The organism is Flavobacterium sp. GSB-24 (genome assembly GCF_027924665.1).
Taxonomy (GTDB): Bacteria; Bacteroidota; Bacteroidia; order Flavobacteriales; family Flavobacteriaceae; genus Flavobacterium.
Genome location: NZ_AP027043.1, coordinates 868031 through 884462, shown reverse-complemented (window position 1 = coordinate 884462; position 16432 = coordinate 868031). Strand labels below are relative to the sequence as shown.

The following is a 16432-nucleotide window of genomic DNA, read 5'->3' as shown; positions in this document are numbered from 1 at the left end:
TGAGAATGAATTCTTCGCAAATCAAACACTTCGATTATATTTTTACTGGGACTGGACTTGCATCTTTGATGACGGTTTACAAAATGGTTGTGTCTGGAAAATTATCAGACAAATCGATTTTGCTTTTAGATCACGATTCAAAGAAAAGCAACGACAGAACTTGGTGTTTTTGGGATAAAAACGAAAATGTTTGGAATTCTGTTATTTCTAAAAAATGGGATTTAGCATTATTTGCCAATGAAAATTTTAAACGCGATTTGGCGTTGAAGCCTTATCAATACAATCAAATTCGGGGAATTGACTTTTATAATTTTGTTTTTGAATCCATTTCAAAACATTCCAATATTACTTTTTTAAATGAAAAAGTAACCGATATCAACGAACTTGAAACTCATGTTTATGTTGGTACAGAAGAAAATCGATATACAACCAATTACTTATTTAATAGCATTTATACAAAGGCTTTCGCCGAAAGTCAAACCAAATATCCGGTTTTACAGCAGCATTTTGTTGGTTGGTTTGTAAAAACAGAAAGAGAAATCTTTAATCCTGAAGAAGTAACTTTTATGGATTTTTCGGTTGAACAGAAAGGCAACACAAGATTTATGTATGTTTTGCCTACTTCTAAAACAGAAGCTTTAGTTGAATATACCTTGTTTTCTGAAAATCTTCTTTCGAAAGAAGAATACGAAAATGAAATCCAAAGTTACTTAAAGAATTTAGGTGCTGATCAATATAAAGTTCTCGAAAAGGAGCAGGGAAGTATTCCGATGACGTGTTATCCGTTTTGGAAAAAAAACACCAAACGCGTTTTAAATATTGGTACTGCTGGCGGATGGACAAAAGCAAGTACGGGTTATACGTTTAAAAATTCAGATAAAAAATCTTCAGAATTAGTGAGTTTTCTTCAAGCTGATTCTTCACCCAAAATGAATTATTTTCACAAAAAAAACCGATTTTGGTTTTATGATTTGTTGCTTTTAGATATTCTGCATCGTCATAATGAATTGGGGAGTTCCATTTTTTCTTCTTTATTCAAAAATGGAAATCCTGTTTTGATCTTTAAATTTCTAGATGAAGAAACAAGTCTGCTGGAAGATTTTCAAGTGATTTTAAAATGTCCAAAACTGCCATTTATTAAAGCGTTGTTTCGAGTAATATTCCGCTAGTTTTTGTTTCATGCAGATTCATTGTATTATCTCAAAGCTTAAATAAATCTGCAATTATCTGCAAAATCTGCGTGCATCTTAACCCCATAGTTCATTTTACTAATCTGATTTAACAGCCAAAAAAATGTCTTATTCTTTCATTTTAATAATTTTTTGAGGCGGTAACGAAAATCTGCAACATTTAGATTTGCCTAATATAATCGGTTATTTACGATAATGAATTAATGGCAAATGGGAATTACAAAACGCTTAAAATTTGATATAGAGACAGAAGAGGTAGGAAGAATTTGCAAAGCACTTGGACATCCAACGAGAATTCAGATTATGACACTTTTATGGAAAAGAAACTATAGAACTTGTGGTGAGATTGTTGAATTAATTCCGTTAGCACAATCAACAATTTCTAAGCATTTGTTAGAATTAAAAAAGGCAAACTTGGTTGATATAAAGAATGTTGGTAAAAAAACAATTTACTCCATAGAAGTCGAAAATATACAACTGCTTAAAAAGTATTTAACAAGTTATCTTTCTACCATTGAAATTTCGGAAGAAAAAAAGTCAACTGTATTAACAACAACGAATAAGGTAAGAAGAGGAAATAGTCATTTAAAACAGTATAATTATCAATTCCCTGCTAAAAAGATAAAAGAAACGGTGTTGTAAGCCTATAGCAACTTGTGGTCGGTTCGGATTATACCTAAAAAATTAATATCGAACTATAACAAAACTTTATACTTCAAATTAAGTAGTTGCGAGTAAACTTTGTAACTTTGCAACTCAAAAGTAAAATTTAAAAGACAAGAATATGTATCCACAAGAAATGGTAAAACCTATGGAAGCTGAATTAACAGCTGCTGGTTTTCAAGATTTACATAGTGCTGAAGCTGTAGATAACGCTATCAAAGCTGAGGGTACCACTTTAGTTGTTGTAAACTCTGTTTGCGGGTGCGCTGCAAGAAATGCACGTCCGGGAGCAAAAATGAGTTTAGAAGGAGCTAAAAAACCAGATCACCTTATTACAGTTTTTGCTGGTGTTGATAAAGAAGCTGTTGATGCTGCAAGACAACATATGTTTCCTTTTCCTCCATCATCGCCATCTATGGCTTTGTTCAAAAACGGAGAATTAGTTCACATGTTAGAGCGTCACCACATCGAAGGTCGTCCAGCAGAACTAATCGCTGAGAATTTGCAGGATGCTTTTAATGAGTTTTGCTAATTAAGGAACTAAGGTTCTGAGTTGCTGAGGATCTAAGATTTTAGGTTCAAAGCAGCAAAGGTACAGAGGTACAAAGATTTAAAAGAGGGCTGTTTCAATTTGAAACAGCCCTCTTTTTGTTATATAATATTTTCCCCTGTTCCGTTGGAACATCTCATTGGCAGCAAAATTGTATTGTTATCATTATTTTACGTTCCAGCGGAACATTTGATCGATGTTATTTTTATAATCCAACTATACCAGACGTTCCTCCGGAACGCAAACTCGGGCGATCGTTATTTTTTTTCTACCAATGAAACATTCCTACGGAATGATAACTGGTTTCAAAATTTAAACTGCTCTTTTTTTATTATATATGGCTTTTCTTGTTCCGTAGGAACATTTCATCGGTAGCAAAAAATTATATTGTTATCATTTTTACGTTCCGTAGGAACGTTTGATTTATCCTCATTTTTGATAATCTAATAACACCAAACGTTCCTACGGAACGTAAATACGTGCGTTCGTTATTTTTCTACCAATGAAACATTCCTACGGAATGATAACTCATTTCAAAATTTAAACTCATTTTTTTTATTATCTATGTTTGATTGTTCCGTAGGAACATTTCATTGGTAGCAAAATATATATTGTTATCATTTTTACGCTCCGTAGGAACGTTTGATTTTGATTTTTTACAATCCAATAACACAAACCTTCCTATCGAACGTACATACGGGCGATCGTTATTGTTTTTTCTACAAACGAAATATTCCTACGGAATGATAACCTGATATAAAAAAAACTTAGAACCTCAGCATCTCAGAACCTTAGCAACTTAAAAAAAACTAATTCCACCCTCCGCCCAATGCCTTATACAATTGAACCATAGAGCTTAATTGTTTTTGGGTTAATTGAGAGAGACTTAATTGTGCTTCAAACAGCGATCGTTGTGCATCTAGAACTTCTAAATACGAAACATAGCCATTATAATATCTGGCGTTTGAAAGATCATAGTTTTTTTGTGCTGCTACGACCTGTCTATTTCTTGCTGTCCATTCTTCTTTGTACATTTCCACATTTTGAAGTGAATTTTCTACTTCCGAGATAGCGGTTAAATAGGTTTTTTGGAAATTGAATTTTACTTCTTCCGCAATTTGTCGGTTTACATCAACCCGGCGTTTGTTTTTTCCGAAGTTGAAAATTGGACCAGTAACTCCTGCACCGGCATTTTGGAAATAAGAACTATCATTAAATAAATCTCCAACCGCAATACTCGTAAAACCTGCAACTGCGGCAATGTTGAATGACGGGTAGCGCATTGCCTGCGCAACGCCGATTCTTTCATAAGCGGCTTTATATAAATATTCCTGACGTTTCACATCTGGTCGATTTTCTAACAAAGCTGATGGAACAGAAGTTGGAAAATTATTCAAAATCAATAGTTCGCTATTCGTTTTTCCGCGCGGAATAGGCTGCGGAACTTGCCCGACCAAAATCGAAATTGAATTTTCCAAAGCTGTAATTTGTCGTTTGATTGCGGGAATATTGGCTTCGGCAATGGCAACCTGCTGTTCAATTTGTACTTTGTCTAATTCTGCAACGTAACCGCTTATAAAACGTTCGTTGATAATGTCATATGCTTTTTGTCTCGTTTCTAAAGTATGAATGGTGATTTCCAACTGATTGTCATAATCACGGAGTTCAAAATAAGAAATGGCAATGTTGCTCACAATATCAGAGAGAATTACTTTTCGGGCTTCATCAGTGGCTAAAAGTTCATTTTGCAAAGCTTTATTCTGATGACGGTATTTTCCCCAAAAATCCAATTCCCAAGACATATTGGCCAATGCAGATGATGGCTGCATAATAGTTTCGGCACTATTCACTTGACCAGAATATTGAAAAGAAGGATATAAATCTGCTTTAGCGATTCCGAGATTGGCTCTTGCTTGTTCTATACGTGCCAACGCAATTTTCAGATCATAATTATTTTGAATTCCTTTTTCGATTAGGCCAATTAAGACATCATCGTTAAATATCGATGACCATTTTATAGTTTTTACAGAGTTTGTCGTATCTCTGTTTTGATCGCCATAACGGAAAGAATCTGCCTGAGGCTGTTCGGGTTTGACATATTTTGGTCCAACCATACATCCATAAGGAAAAACAGCCATCAAAAATAACGCTAAAAGTATTTTTAGATTTTTCATTTTTCTTCCTCTTTAGGTTCATCGATTTCCTCAGATTTTTTCTTTCCGAATGTTTCAATAAATACAAATAACACTGGAATCAGACATACGCCTAAAATAGTAGCAACAAGCATTCCGCTAAAAACCGTCATTCCCATTACTTTTCTGGCTTGTGCTCCAGCGCCGCTCGCCGTTAACAACGGAACAACGCCTAAAATGAAAGCAAAAGCCGTCATTAAAATTGGTCGGAAACGTAATTTAGCGGCATAGAGGGCAGCTTCTTTAGCGGGCATTCCTTTTTCATATTCTTCTTTGGCAAACTCTACGATTAGAATGGCATTTTTCGCCGCGAGCCCAATCAGCATTACCAGCCCAATTTGTGCAAAAACATTATTCACATAATCTGGACTTAATAATCGGCAGAGATATAAGCCAAGAAAAGCACCGAAAACCGCAAAAGGTGTTCCGAGTAAAACGCTGAAAGGCAGTTTCCAGCTTTCATATTGTGCAGCGAGAATCAAAAACACGAAAAACAGCGCCATGATAAAAACAGTGTTCCCCTTTCCCTCGGCTTGTTTTTCCTGATAACTCATATTCGCCCATTCATAACCCATTCCTGCTGGGAGGACTTTTGCAGCGGTTTCCTGTAAAGCAGTCATGGCTTCCGCCGAAGTAAATCCTGGTGCGGGTGTTCCGCCAATTTCGGCAGCACGGTATAAATTAAAACGTGTTGTAAATTCGGGACCGCTTTCTTTTCTAATAGTCGCAATACTCGAAATCGGAATCATTTTATTATCACGGCTTCGAACAAAAATCTTATTAATGTCCTCAGGATTAACGGTAAAACTTGGATCTGCCTGAAGCAAAACAATATACTGTCGTCCGAATTTATTGAATTCGTTGATGTATTGTCCTCCCAAGCTGGCACCAATTGCCAAGTTGACATCGGATAAAGAAAGATTTAGTTCTGATACTTTCTCTCTGTCGATATCGAGACTAATCTGCGGCACATTCGGATTAAAGGTCGTTCGGATCGTTCCAATTTCGGGTCGTTTTTTAGCTTCGGCCATAAATTGCTGTGCATTCTGGAAAAGATACTGGGGCGTATTCCCTTCTTTGTCCTGAAGCATCATCGAGAATCCAGCTGCATTTCCAATTCCAGTAATCGGCGGAGGCCCAAAAGCAAAAACAGTAGCTTCGGGAATTCCAAAAACAACTTTTCCGTTTACTTCTTTTAAAATCTGGAAAACATCTTGTTCCCGTTTTTTCCATTCTTTCAAAGCCACAAAGAAAAATCCGTTATTTGTTGCTACTGAGTTTTTGATTAAACTAAAACCAGCAACAGAAGTGTAATATTCAACACCTTGATTTTTAGATAAAATATGTTCTACTTTTTCGATGACTTTGCTGGTTCTTTCTAGCGAAGAAGCGCCGGGAAGTTCAATATTGACAAACATGTAACCTTGATCTTCTTCAGGAACAAAGCCGCCTGGAATTTTTGCTCCCAATAGAATAATAACTCCAACGACAATTCCGATAAAAATTAAACTTCGGGCTGTTTTTTTAATTAAAAAACCTGAGAAGCCAGTGTATCTATTGGTAAAAGCGCCAAACTTTACATTAAACCATTTAAAGAATTTCCCGAGCAAGCCTTTTGCTTCCTGATTGGGTTTTAATAAAAGTGAACATAAAGCCGGACTTAAGGTTAATGCACTTAAAGCAGAGAAAATAACAGAAATAGCAATCGTAATGGCAAACTGCTGATACAATCTTCCCGTAATTCCTGGTGTCAAAGCAACTGGAATAAATACTGCAGTTAAAACAATAGCAATGGCAATTACAGGACCTGAAACTTCGCGCATGGCTTGATTTGTAGCTTCTCTGGGTGACATTCCTTGTTCGATGTGATGCATTACAGCTTCTACAACCACAATAGCATCATCGACTACAATTCCGATGGCAAGTACTAATCCTAAAAGGGAAAGTACATTTATCGAAAATCCGAGCAATGGGAAAAGCATAAAAACTCCGACTAATGAAACAGGAACAGTTAAAAGCGGAATTAAAGTCGCGCGCCAGTTTTGGAGAAAGATAAAAACCACAATGATTACCAGAATAATGGCTTCAACTAAAGTGTGCATGATTTCGTTAATTCCTTCAGAAATGGCCAAAGTCGTGTCTAATGAAACAGCATATTTTAAATCTTGAGGAAATCTTTTGCTTAATTGTTCGATAGTGTTTTTTACATTTTCGGCAACTTCAAGAGCGTTTGAACCCGGCATTTGTTTTATTCCGATAGTTCCTGCGGGATTTCCATTTAATTTTGCGACTGAGGCATAACTTTCTGTTCCTAAAGTTACAGTTCCAATATCTTTAAGTCGGACTTGTTGATTGCTAATGTTTGATTTTAAAATGATGTTTTCGAAATCTTCTGGATTCACCAGACGATCTTTAAGCATGACATTGTAGGTGAATTCGTTATTATCTGTTGCTGGCGGAGCGCCAAATTTTCCTCCTGGGGCAATGGCGTTTTGTTCCTGAATTGATTTTATAATATCTGGAACTGTTAAGTTGTACTTTGCCATTATATCGGGCTTGACCCAAATTCGCATTGCATAATTACTTCCTCCGTAAAGGGTAACTTCCCCAACACCTTTGATACGGGCGAGTGCATCTACAAGATTGATACTCGCGTAATTTGTCAAAAAGTTATTGTCGAAAGTTTTGTTGGGAGAATACAAAGATAAAATCAACATGGGCATTGATAACGATTTTTTGGTCGTAACTCCAGTTGTCTTTACATCGTTTGGGAGTTTATTGGTGGCTTCGGCAACTCTGTTTTGGGTTAACATCGTCGCGTTGTCCAGATCTGTACCCATATCAAAAGTGATAGATAGTGTCATACTTCCGTCACCAGTATTAGTCGACTGCATGTAAAGCATATTTTCGACTCCATTTACTTTTTGTTCTATGGGCGTTGCAACGGCTTGTTCAACATTCAAGGCATTTGCACCTCGATAACTGGTAGAAACCTGTACTAATGGCGGCGCGATTTCGGGATATTGCGCAATTGGCGTTGACAAGATCGAAAGTCCTCCGATAAGAACAATAAATATCGAAAGTACGATGGCAACGATTGGTCGTCTTACAAAGAAATTATCCATAGCCTAGTCGTTTAGAGATGATGCAATCTGCTTTTTATCTTTATCTGCGACATAGGGAACTGGAACAACTGTCGATCCAGGCTGAATAAACTGATTGCCAATAATGGCGACTTTTTCGTTGGCTTTTAAACCTTTGGTAATAATCCAATCGACACCAATTTTCTGACCCACTTCGACCATTCGGGTTTGAATGGTGTTTTTGTTATCAATAATGGAAACCTGAAAAAGCCCCTGAATTTCGGTAACCGCTTTTTGTGGCACGACAATGGCATCTTTTTGTGTTCTGAGTAAGACACGAACTTTTGCAAATTGACCAGAACGTAAAGTACCGTCTGGATTTGGAAATTGTGCTTCAATAGTTACGGTTCCTGTAGTGGGATCGATTTTAGTGTCTGAGAAGTTCAAGCTTCCTTTGTACGGATGGGTGCTTCCGTCAGAAAGTATGAGTTGTAAATCTGTGATACGTTCTCCAGCTTTGACCTGCTTTTGATATCTTAAATAATCAGATTCACTCACAGTGAATTGTACTCTTACTTTTTCTAATTTTGAAACAGTATTGAGTTTTGAGGCATTACCGACTTTGGTAATATAATCACCTAATCTAGCGTTCGAAAGCCCGATCACACCGTCAATGGGAGATTTTATATTAGCGTAGCTTCGCTCAATCTGCTGGTTTTTTAAACTTGCCAGCATGCTCGAATAATTAGAACGTGCCGCTTTTTCTTTGGCTACAGCCGCATCCAATTCGCGTTTACTCACGGCATTCATTTCAGCGAGCGGTCGAATTCGTTTTAATTCTTCGTCAGCATTGGCTAGTGCACTTTGTGATGCCGCAACTTGTCCGCGGACTTGTTCTACTTTTGTGTCATATTCCAGCGGATCTATGGTGTAGAGGAGTTGCCCTTTTTTAACCCGTTGTCCTTCTTTAAAGTGAATTCCAGTTAGAATTCCGTCAACTCTTGCGATTAATTCAATGTCTAAATCTCCAAAAGTCTGCCCGGCAAAATCTTTATAAATGGGCACATCTTCACTCTTGACCGTTACAAACGGAGCCTGCATGGGAGGCGGAGCTTTCGGTTGTTCTTTTTTGCAAGAGCAAAAGATTGTTAAAAATAAAAAAATGGGGAAGAGCGGTTTGGGTAGTTTTAAAGCATTCATAAGCATAAATGTTAAAATTGACTATATAAATGTAGTGAATTAAATGTAATGCACTGATAAACAGTGTTTGTTTTTTATTAATGCAATTTTGTTGCTAATTAAAAATGCTGACGTTTTCAACTAAATTAAATTATCTTGTACGGCTTATATTGTTTATATTCCATGATTTTTATCATTTTTAAAATTGAAAAGAAAAACCTACCTTTGCGCCCGAATTCACTCAGAAAAATAGAATTCAACTATATATTCTTAACTTAAAACTGTTTATAGCATGCAACTGTACAACACTTTGAGCGCAGAAGAAAGAGCCATCATGATCGATGATGCGGGTAAACAACGACTAACGTTGTCTTTCTATGCGTATGCCAAAATTGAAGATCCCAAAAAATTTCGCGATGATTTATTTTTAGCCTGGAATAAGCTTGATGCTTTAGGCCGAATTTATGTTGCACATGAAGGAATAAATGCTCAAATGAGTATTCCTGAAGAAAATTTGGAAGCTTTTAGAGCAACTCTTGAAGTTTATGATTTCATGAAAGGCATTCGTTTGAATGAAGCCGTAGAACACGATGATCATTCCTTTTTGAAATTAACTATTAAAGTGCGTCATAAAATCGTTGCTGACGGTTTGAACGATGAAACTTTTGATGTAACCAATATTGGCGTTCACCTGAAAGCCAAAGAATTCAACGAAATCCTTGATGATCCGAATACAATTGTAGTTGATTTTAGAAATCATTACGAAAGTGAAGTAGGACATTTTAAAAACGCTATTACTCCAGATGTTGAAACATTTAGAGAAAGTTTGCCTATAATCAACGAACAGCTTCAAGACCATAAAGAAGATAAAAATCTGGTAATGTACTGCACTGGAGGAATTCGCTGCGAAAAAGCAAGTGCTTATTTCAAACACCAAGGTTTTAAAAATGTATTTCAATTAGAAGGGGGAATTATTAATTACGCTAAACAATTGAAAGAAGAAGGTTTAGAAAGTAAATTCATTGGGAAAAACTTCGTATTTGATAATCGTCTTGGCGAAAGAATTACAGATGATATTATCTCACAATGTCACCAATGCGGAAAACCTTGCGACAATCACACGAATTGTGAAAACGACGGATGTCATTTGTTGTTTATTCAATGTGATGAATGTAAAGCGGCAATGGAAAACTGCTGTTCTACAGAATGTTTAGAAATCATTCATATGCCTTTGGTGGACCAAGTTCGTTTGAGAACTGGAAAACAAGTTGGAAACAAAGTGTTTAGAAAAGGAAAATCAGAGAATCTAAAATTTAAACATTCAGGCGAATTGCCAGAAACTGCTTTGGCAACTGCCCAAAAACAAGCGGATATTCGTCAGAAAGTAAAAGTAAAAAAAGTACTTCTTGGAAAAGCAGAACATTATTATGTAAAAGCTCAAGTGGCTCAATTTGCTATCGAAAATCAAGAATTAAATGCTGGCGATAAAATCTTAATTTCTGGTCCAACAACTGGAAATCAGGAAATGACTTTAGAAAAACTAATTGTAAACGGTGCAGAAACTCAAACTGCTAAAATTGGGGATAAAGTTACTTTTGAAGTTCCATTCCGTATTCGTTTATCAGATAAATTATATAAGATTTTAAATTAGCGATTTACAAAGCATTTTTAAAAATAAAAATAAACCCTACTTTGTTCATACAAAATAGGGTTTTACTTTTTTATTGAGAGTTAAAAATCAAGGTGTAATATTTAAACACCAATTTTAGCATCGATATTATGTTTTTCAGCATAGGCTTTGGCAGCATTCATCAATCTTGTAAACTTAGCGTCAATTTCATTTAGAGTTGAGGCGTCAAAATCTGCTATTGCTTTTTCGATCTGTTCTGGCGAAGCTTTTTCATCTTTCATTTTAGCAATTGGCAAATAACCTTCTTTTTCTTTAGCAATCGCATAGGTAAACAAGTCTTTTGATGCCTGAAGAAGTTCTCTATTGTCATCATCTTCATTTATCTCCTTAATTTTTTTAAATTGAGTTTCTAAATTAGCGATGTCAAATTTAAAATAATCGTAATAAGAAGAAGGAATCATTTTCTTTTGAGTTTCATCATAAATCTGAGGCTCAGATTCTAGTTTATAGTTGATGTCCTTACTGCCAAATCGAGAAAGCAAATTTGTATTTAAAGCTGCTATTTCAAAAGTTTTTTCTGGCGAAGGGTTTGTACAAGAAGTGGAAACTATACTTGCAGCGATTAATACGAATGCTATAATTGAATTGTTTAAGATCTTTTTCATTTTTAATTTTGTTTGTTATTTATCCTTTTAAAATTTTAGTTTTCTCTGTTTCAAATTCTTCCAAAGTTAAAATTCCGGCATCCAAAAGCTCTTTCAAGTCTAATAATGCCTTTTTCTTGCCTTCCATTGAATTTCCTGAATCTGATTTTTGCGGTTCTTCTTTGTGAATTGGTGTTACTACAGTTCCCGAAGGAGCATATTTTAAAATCAATTCTGTAATTTCATTAAAGCCTTTTACATTCGAGTAATCGATCGCTTTTTGCTCTTTTACATTGACGATTGAAGCATCGGCTTTATTATCCAATAAATATTTTACGACATCTTTCTTTCCGTTTGCTGCGCTGTAATGTAAAGGCGTGTTTCCAGATTCGTCCTGAATATTGATATTGGCTCCAGCTTCAATAAGCAGTTTTACCATGCTTAGATTGCCTTTTTTGGTTGCAACGTGCAAAAGACTTTCTCCGCCATAGGTATAAGAATTGTTAAGCGTAAAACTAGATTCGTTAGAAATATTGGTTGCGCTTACAATCCAATCCAAATAATCATTCATTGAAGAAGTATCGCTTGCCAAAGGTTTGCTGTAATTCACATCAACACCATTTTCTAAAAATAAAGACACAATTTCCTTTTGATTATTCGCGCAAGCATACCAAATAGGAGAATAGCCATTATTGTTGGATGTGAAAACATCGGCGCCTCTTTCTACTAATAATTTGGCGAGCATTCTATTGGTTTCATAACACGCAATTAAAAGCGCATTTTCGCCCGAATGATTTACGTGATTGATGCCTGCGCCATTGTCAAGAAGTAAAGTCACCATCGGGATTGATTTGGTGTAACAAGCATAAATCAAAGGCGTATTTCCTTGTTTATCGGTTACATTTATATCGGCTCCTTTGTCTAAAAGCAGCTGAATAATTTCTCTGTTTAGTTTTGCAGAAGCTAATAATAGCGGAGTTTCTCCATTGTTATTCAGTAAATTAACATCTGCTCCGGCTTCAAGCAACTTTGTTGCAATTTCGATTTGAGCGGTCTGAGCAACTAAGTGTAACAGACTATTTCCGTATTTATCATTTTTGGTAATTTCCGCACCATTTTCCAACAGATACAAAGCCGTCTGTTTCTGTTTTTGAAGGCAGGCAAAAAATAAAGGCGTTTCTCCCTGATGATCTTCGTAATTAATATCGGCTCCGTCTTCGGCCAAGATTTTCACAATATCCAGATAACCTCTGTGTGCGGCATAATGAAGAGCAGTTCTGCCTTTTTCGTCTGTATATTTTACATCTACTTCTTTATTCTGAAGCAGTAATTCGGCTATTTTTCTATTGCCGTTTTCACAGGCAATTATAAATGACATTGACATATATGTGGTATTTTATATAATTCAGTTATTATGATTTCATTAAAAGCTCGACCGTTTTAATTTTCAAATTATCTCCAGAAGCCAGCATTAAAGCGGTTTCATCTTTGTCATTGGTAATAGAAATATCGGCGCCTTGCTCTAATAATAATTTTACTTTTCGATAGGTTTCTTTAGCCATTTCGGCATCATAGTTCACATTGTAGGCGCAGACTTTATGCAAAATGGTGTTTCCCTGATTGTCCTGTTCATTTATATCCAATGAAACATTTTCTAAAACCGATTTTAAAATATCCGATTTCTTTTCGACAATAAAATCAATTCCCGATTTTGGCTGACCGTAATATTGCGCGCAGAAATTGACATCGGCACCATCAGCTAACAATCTTTCCAAAAATTTAATATCGCTTGGAGATCCTGAAACAGAACTTATAAAATTAGTGAATAAGGTTCGCCCGTCTTTGTTGACAATATTAAAATCAGGTGAAGAAACTGCTGCTAGTGCATCGTACATATCATACGAAAACTGTTCGGCAACCGCGTAATAAAAGGCAGTATTGTTGATGTTATCGGTTTCGTTGGCATCGGCTCCATTTTCTAGTAAGAAAGGAACAAAATCCTTTTTGCTTCTTTTAACCGCGCACATTAAAGGCGTTTTTCCCACAATGTTTTTTTCGTTGATATCGACACCATTTTCCAAAAGGACGGCAATATATTCTTTAGTCTTCTCTGTATCTGTGCTGTAGGTATTCAGAACGATGTAAATGAAATTTTCTCCGGCATTATTTTTATATTGCGTATTCGCTCCAAAGTCATCAATAAGTATTTTTATGACTTTTGGCGTAGCACCTTTTTCAAAGAGATATCCAAGTAAAGTTTTATCGCTGATTTCATCATTGATATTATCCATTTTTGACATCAATTCTTTGAAAAAAGCCAGTGATTCTTCATCGTCTTTGAGATAAAGTGCCAAAGGAGCAAAAATCGATTTGTCGAAACTGTCCAATTCGTAAATATCCGTTTCAATAAAACCGGCTTTGATAAGTTTTTCAATAAAATCAATTTCTTTGGCGTCAATAATCTTTGCTGCTATTTGCGAAAAATTGTTTTTAAGATATTGTTCATTAAAGGTTTCGCCGTTATTTAAGGATTCTCTGGCCTCGTCAAATTTTCCCTGAAAAAGGAAATTTTCAATCTGGTTTTGTGTCTGCATTTGAAGTGGTATTTATAAATGAAAGATTATGTTTGATGAGTCAGCATCGATAAATGCTGGCTTCATGAACTATGTTGTAAGATAAAACATAAAATTGAGAAATATATTTTAGGATAAAAAGTAAAAAGTCTTAAAATATTCCATATAAAAGCAAAACCCTATTCTAGATGCATAGAATAGGGTTTTGCCTTTATGAGATTTTGTTAACAGGTTTTTACCCTGCTATTTTTGCTGAACTTAATCCTGTCTTAATGTTTCCTGATAATTCTATTATATGTCCATAAAATATATTATCGTCGTCATAATAGGCGATATAATCTCCTTCAAAAGTTATAACAAGTTCTGAAAGACTTATTCTGTTCATAAAATCATTTTCTGTTATTTCTTCGTTTTCTTCTTCCAGCCAATCGTTTGCTAAATCAGTAAGCTGTTTTCCTGCAAATGTTCGAAATTCAAAATCCCGTTTTTCTTGTTCATTGAAAAATTGATTTAGCAACTCTAACGTTTTGATCCAGCTATCTTCGTCTTCAATATCAACATCCAAAGAAACCGAAATGCACTCATTGAGCCATTTAATTTCTCCAGAGAAACATCCATAATCTTTATTGAGTTCAAATTCTCCTAATTTTTCATCAACGATTTTTACAGGATTTCTATATTCTGCTAGTATTGAAAGCAGTTCATCATTTTCAACATTTTCTTTTAAAACTTCAACAACCATAAAACTATTATATGCACAAGGAAGCATTCCCTCTGGAACTATTTTATCAATAAGTTCTCGCACTTTAAGATGATATATCGTTCCACTTTTAAAGTGGTAAGGAAAAGAAATGCCATTTTCATTTTCATCTTTATCTGATATTAGCCAATTAATAAGTCCGTCTTTATTTTTTAGCTCATTTGTATCTAAATCAATATAAGCTAAAAAATATTGGCTAGCGTTCCAAGAGTTGTAGAATTTAGCTGCTCCTCCCGATTTGTCACTTGTTAGTACAAGTATTTCTTGTTCATTATTTTGGTATTTGCTTGAGAAAGAATCGTAATCTTTATTTTCTGTAAACATGTTCTTGATTTATGTTTTGGTTTACTTTTTTATATGGTTTATTCAATGTTTAAATTCCGCTCGCGAAGTAGATTTTTTAATTTACAAAAAGATTGTTAGCAGAAAATATCTAAAGTTTCAAATTCACTAATTTCTTTTATTGTTTGTTGGGATTCTTGAAGAATTAATTTCATGATTTTTTACTACTCTAACTTTTTAGTTCAAAATAGACGCAAAATTAGTTTTGAAAAGAATTTAAAACTATCTCTATAAGTCATAAAACAAACACAATAAGACTTTTTAGAGTAGGATAATAAAATATTTCCATACAAAAACAAAACCCTATTCTGGATGCATAGAATAGGGTTTTTAAAATTTTAAGCGAGCGCTTTTATTATTCTGAAACTTCAAGTTCATCAAAATCTTTAATTTCAGATAACTTAATGAGTTTGCTTTTGCTGATTTTGGTTTCGGTTTTCTCGAAAACTTCATCTCCGCCTTCATCCTCTTTGTTTGTGTTTTCGTTTGTTATTTTCTTTCGTGTTAAAAAGTTTATACTGACTTCCGTTTCCACGACAGGACCTCGATTACTGCTAGAATCATAACCAATAAGTTCGAAATCTGAATTTTGAAATCTAAATGTGTATTCCCAATATCCATATCTTCCGTGGCCGTAATGAATATGTAATTTGTTGTTTTTTATTTCAACAGATAATTCGGGAGCAAAATAAACGCCGCCATCTTCATTTTCAGAAGAAAAACAATCGTAGTTTTTAACTGCAAGTTCATAACTGTTATTTTTATTGATGAGAACAATAATTCCTCTTCTGTTTCGGTCTAATTGGCCTCGATAATCGTCTTTTATAACTTTGCTTTTATCGGTGCCTTTTATAACAATTGCGCAGTCTTCTGCGCCGTCTTTATTCAAATCGCCATAAATGGTGTCAAAAATTACATAACCTTTTGGAACAAAATCTGCAGGATTTTTTTTGGTTTGAACTGTAGAAGCTGAGGTTTCAGCAACTTCTTCGGGGTTGGTTAAAGTTTCTACGGTTGTAGTTGTTTCTTTTTTGTTTTTCTCCGTGCAGCTAAAAATTCCTAGTTGCATTAAAAAAGCTCCAGCAATAATCAAGTATTTGTTCATAATGGCTTATTATTTTTCTAAGTCTAAACTTAGTAAAATAAGTTTATTGTTTTAATTACTATTTAAGACATAATTTCGGTCGATTTAACTCATTTGAATTACTGAAAGAGAATTTCAAGATTAGATTTAATTGCATTTTTACATAAAGTTGCTAAACCGTCAATTAAGTTTTCCCCATCAACATCTACAAAGCAATCATAAAGATTACTTGGGTTTATCCCATAAATGGTAAGTATATTTTTTTTAAGTTCAATTACTTTTTGATTTGGTTGTTCATTTTGAAATAACAACTTTATTTTTTCAAGTTCAATAATTATTTCTGCACATTCATTGGGAGTCCATTTTCCATCACAATCTGAATGTAACATGATTTTGGGACAAATGCTTCCCCATTCAGAAGACTTTTCTACTGCTTCATTTACACATTCTCTAAAAATGTCAAAATATTCATAAGATCCTACTTCTAAACCATCTATTTCTTTTTCCTCAGTATCGAAAGTGCATAAATACAAACCCATATA

The 16432-nt window shown here is 34.8% G+C and carries 13 protein-coding genes; 4 read left to right on the top strand and 9 right to left on the bottom strand.

The window, feature by feature from the left end; all coding sequences use genetic code 11:
- The first annotated feature begins 5 nt into the window (after positions 1-5).
- The 3 genes from QMG60_RS04080 to QMG60_RS04070 all read left to right on the top strand — a co-directional run bounded on the left by QMG60_RS04080 (position 6) and on the right by QMG60_RS04070 (position 2385).
- The gene (locus QMG60_RS04080; RefSeq protein WP_281866961.1) at positions 6-1169 is read left to right on the top strand and encodes a lycopene cyclase family protein; all 1164 of its coding nucleotides are present in this window, start codon (positions 6-8) and stop codon (positions 1167-1169) included.
- A gap of 231 nt (positions 1170-1400) precedes the next feature.
- Positions 1401-1832 carry a metalloregulator ArsR/SmtB family transcription factor gene (locus QMG60_RS04075; protein WP_281866960.1) on the top strand — a complete coding sequence of 144 codons (432 nt, stop codon included), beginning with the start codon at positions 1401-1403 and terminating at the stop codon, positions 1830-1832.
- Positions 1833-1974: 142 nt separating this feature from the next.
- On the top strand, positions 1975-2385 hold the full coding sequence (locus QMG60_RS04070; protein WP_057115385.1) for a BrxA/BrxB family bacilliredoxin: 411 nt from the start codon (positions 1975-1977) through the stop codon (positions 2383-2385).
- A gap of 827 nt (positions 2386-3212) precedes the next feature.
- Here the strand turns inward: QMG60_RS04070 and QMG60_RS04065 are convergent.
- Genes QMG60_RS04065 through QMG60_RS04055 form a run of 3 tightly spaced genes read right to left on the bottom strand, consistent with a single transcriptional unit; the run spans position 3213 to position 8779 of the window.
- Positions 3213-4577: an efflux transporter outer membrane subunit gene (locus tag QMG60_RS04065; RefSeq protein ID WP_281866959.1), complete on the bottom strand. Its 1365-nt coding sequence runs from the start codon at positions 4575-4577 to the stop codon at positions 3213-3215.
- The gene (locus QMG60_RS04060; RefSeq protein WP_281866958.1) at positions 4574-7720 is read right to left on the bottom strand and encodes a multidrug efflux RND transporter permease subunit; all 3147 of its coding nucleotides are present in this window, start codon (positions 7718-7720) and stop codon (positions 4574-4576) included. The genes QMG60_RS04065 and QMG60_RS04060 overlap by 4 nt, the downstream gene beginning before the upstream one ends.
- Before the next feature lie 3 nt (positions 7721-7723).
- Entirely contained in the window at positions 7724-8779 is a 1056-nt protein-coding gene (locus QMG60_RS04055) for an efflux RND transporter periplasmic adaptor subunit (protein WP_057115382.1), read from the bottom strand.
- A 370-nt stretch (positions 8780-9149) separates the two neighbouring features.
- Between QMG60_RS04055 and QMG60_RS04050 the strand changes: the two genes are divergently transcribed.
- The gene (locus tag QMG60_RS04050) at positions 9150-10508 is read left to right on the top strand and encodes a rhodanese-related sulfurtransferase (protein ID WP_281866957.1); all 1359 of its coding nucleotides are present in this window, start codon (positions 9150-9152) and stop codon (positions 10506-10508) included.
- Positions 10509-10609: 101 nt separating this feature from the next.
- Here QMG60_RS04050 and QMG60_RS04045 read toward each other — a convergent pair whose 3' ends face one another.
- From QMG60_RS04045 to QMG60_RS04020, 6 genes are all read right to left on the bottom strand, one after another.
- Positions 10610-11152: a hypothetical protein gene (locus QMG60_RS04045; RefSeq protein WP_134138717.1), complete on the bottom strand. Its 543-nt coding sequence runs from the start codon at positions 11150-11152 to the stop codon at positions 10610-10612.
- 19 nt (positions 11153-11171) lie between these two features.
- On the bottom strand, positions 11172-12515 hold the full coding sequence (locus QMG60_RS04040) for an ankyrin repeat domain-containing protein (protein WP_281866956.1): 1344 nt from the start codon (positions 12513-12515) through the stop codon (positions 11172-11174).
- A 28-nt stretch (positions 12516-12543) separates the two neighbouring features.
- Positions 12544-13725, bottom strand: a complete 1182-nt coding sequence (locus QMG60_RS04035) for an ankyrin repeat domain-containing protein (protein ID WP_281866955.1) — start codon at positions 13723-13725, stop codon at positions 12544-12546.
- A 214-nt stretch (positions 13726-13939) separates the two neighbouring features.
- Positions 13940-14788 (bottom strand): DUF2262 domain-containing protein, encoded by an 849-nt coding sequence (locus QMG60_RS04030; protein WP_281866954.1) that lies wholly within the window; start codon positions 14786-14788, stop codon positions 13940-13942.
- A 373-nt stretch (positions 14789-15161) separates the two neighbouring features.
- Complete coding sequence (locus QMG60_RS04025; RefSeq protein WP_281866953.1) at positions 15162-15911, bottom strand: hypothetical protein; 750 nt, start codon at positions 15909-15911, stop codon at positions 15162-15164.
- A gap of 98 nt (positions 15912-16009) precedes the next feature.
- Entirely contained in the window at positions 16010-16429 is a 420-nt protein-coding gene (locus QMG60_RS04020; RefSeq protein ID WP_281866952.1) for an Imm70 family immunity protein, read from the bottom strand.
- Positions 16430-16432: the final 3 nt, after the last annotated feature.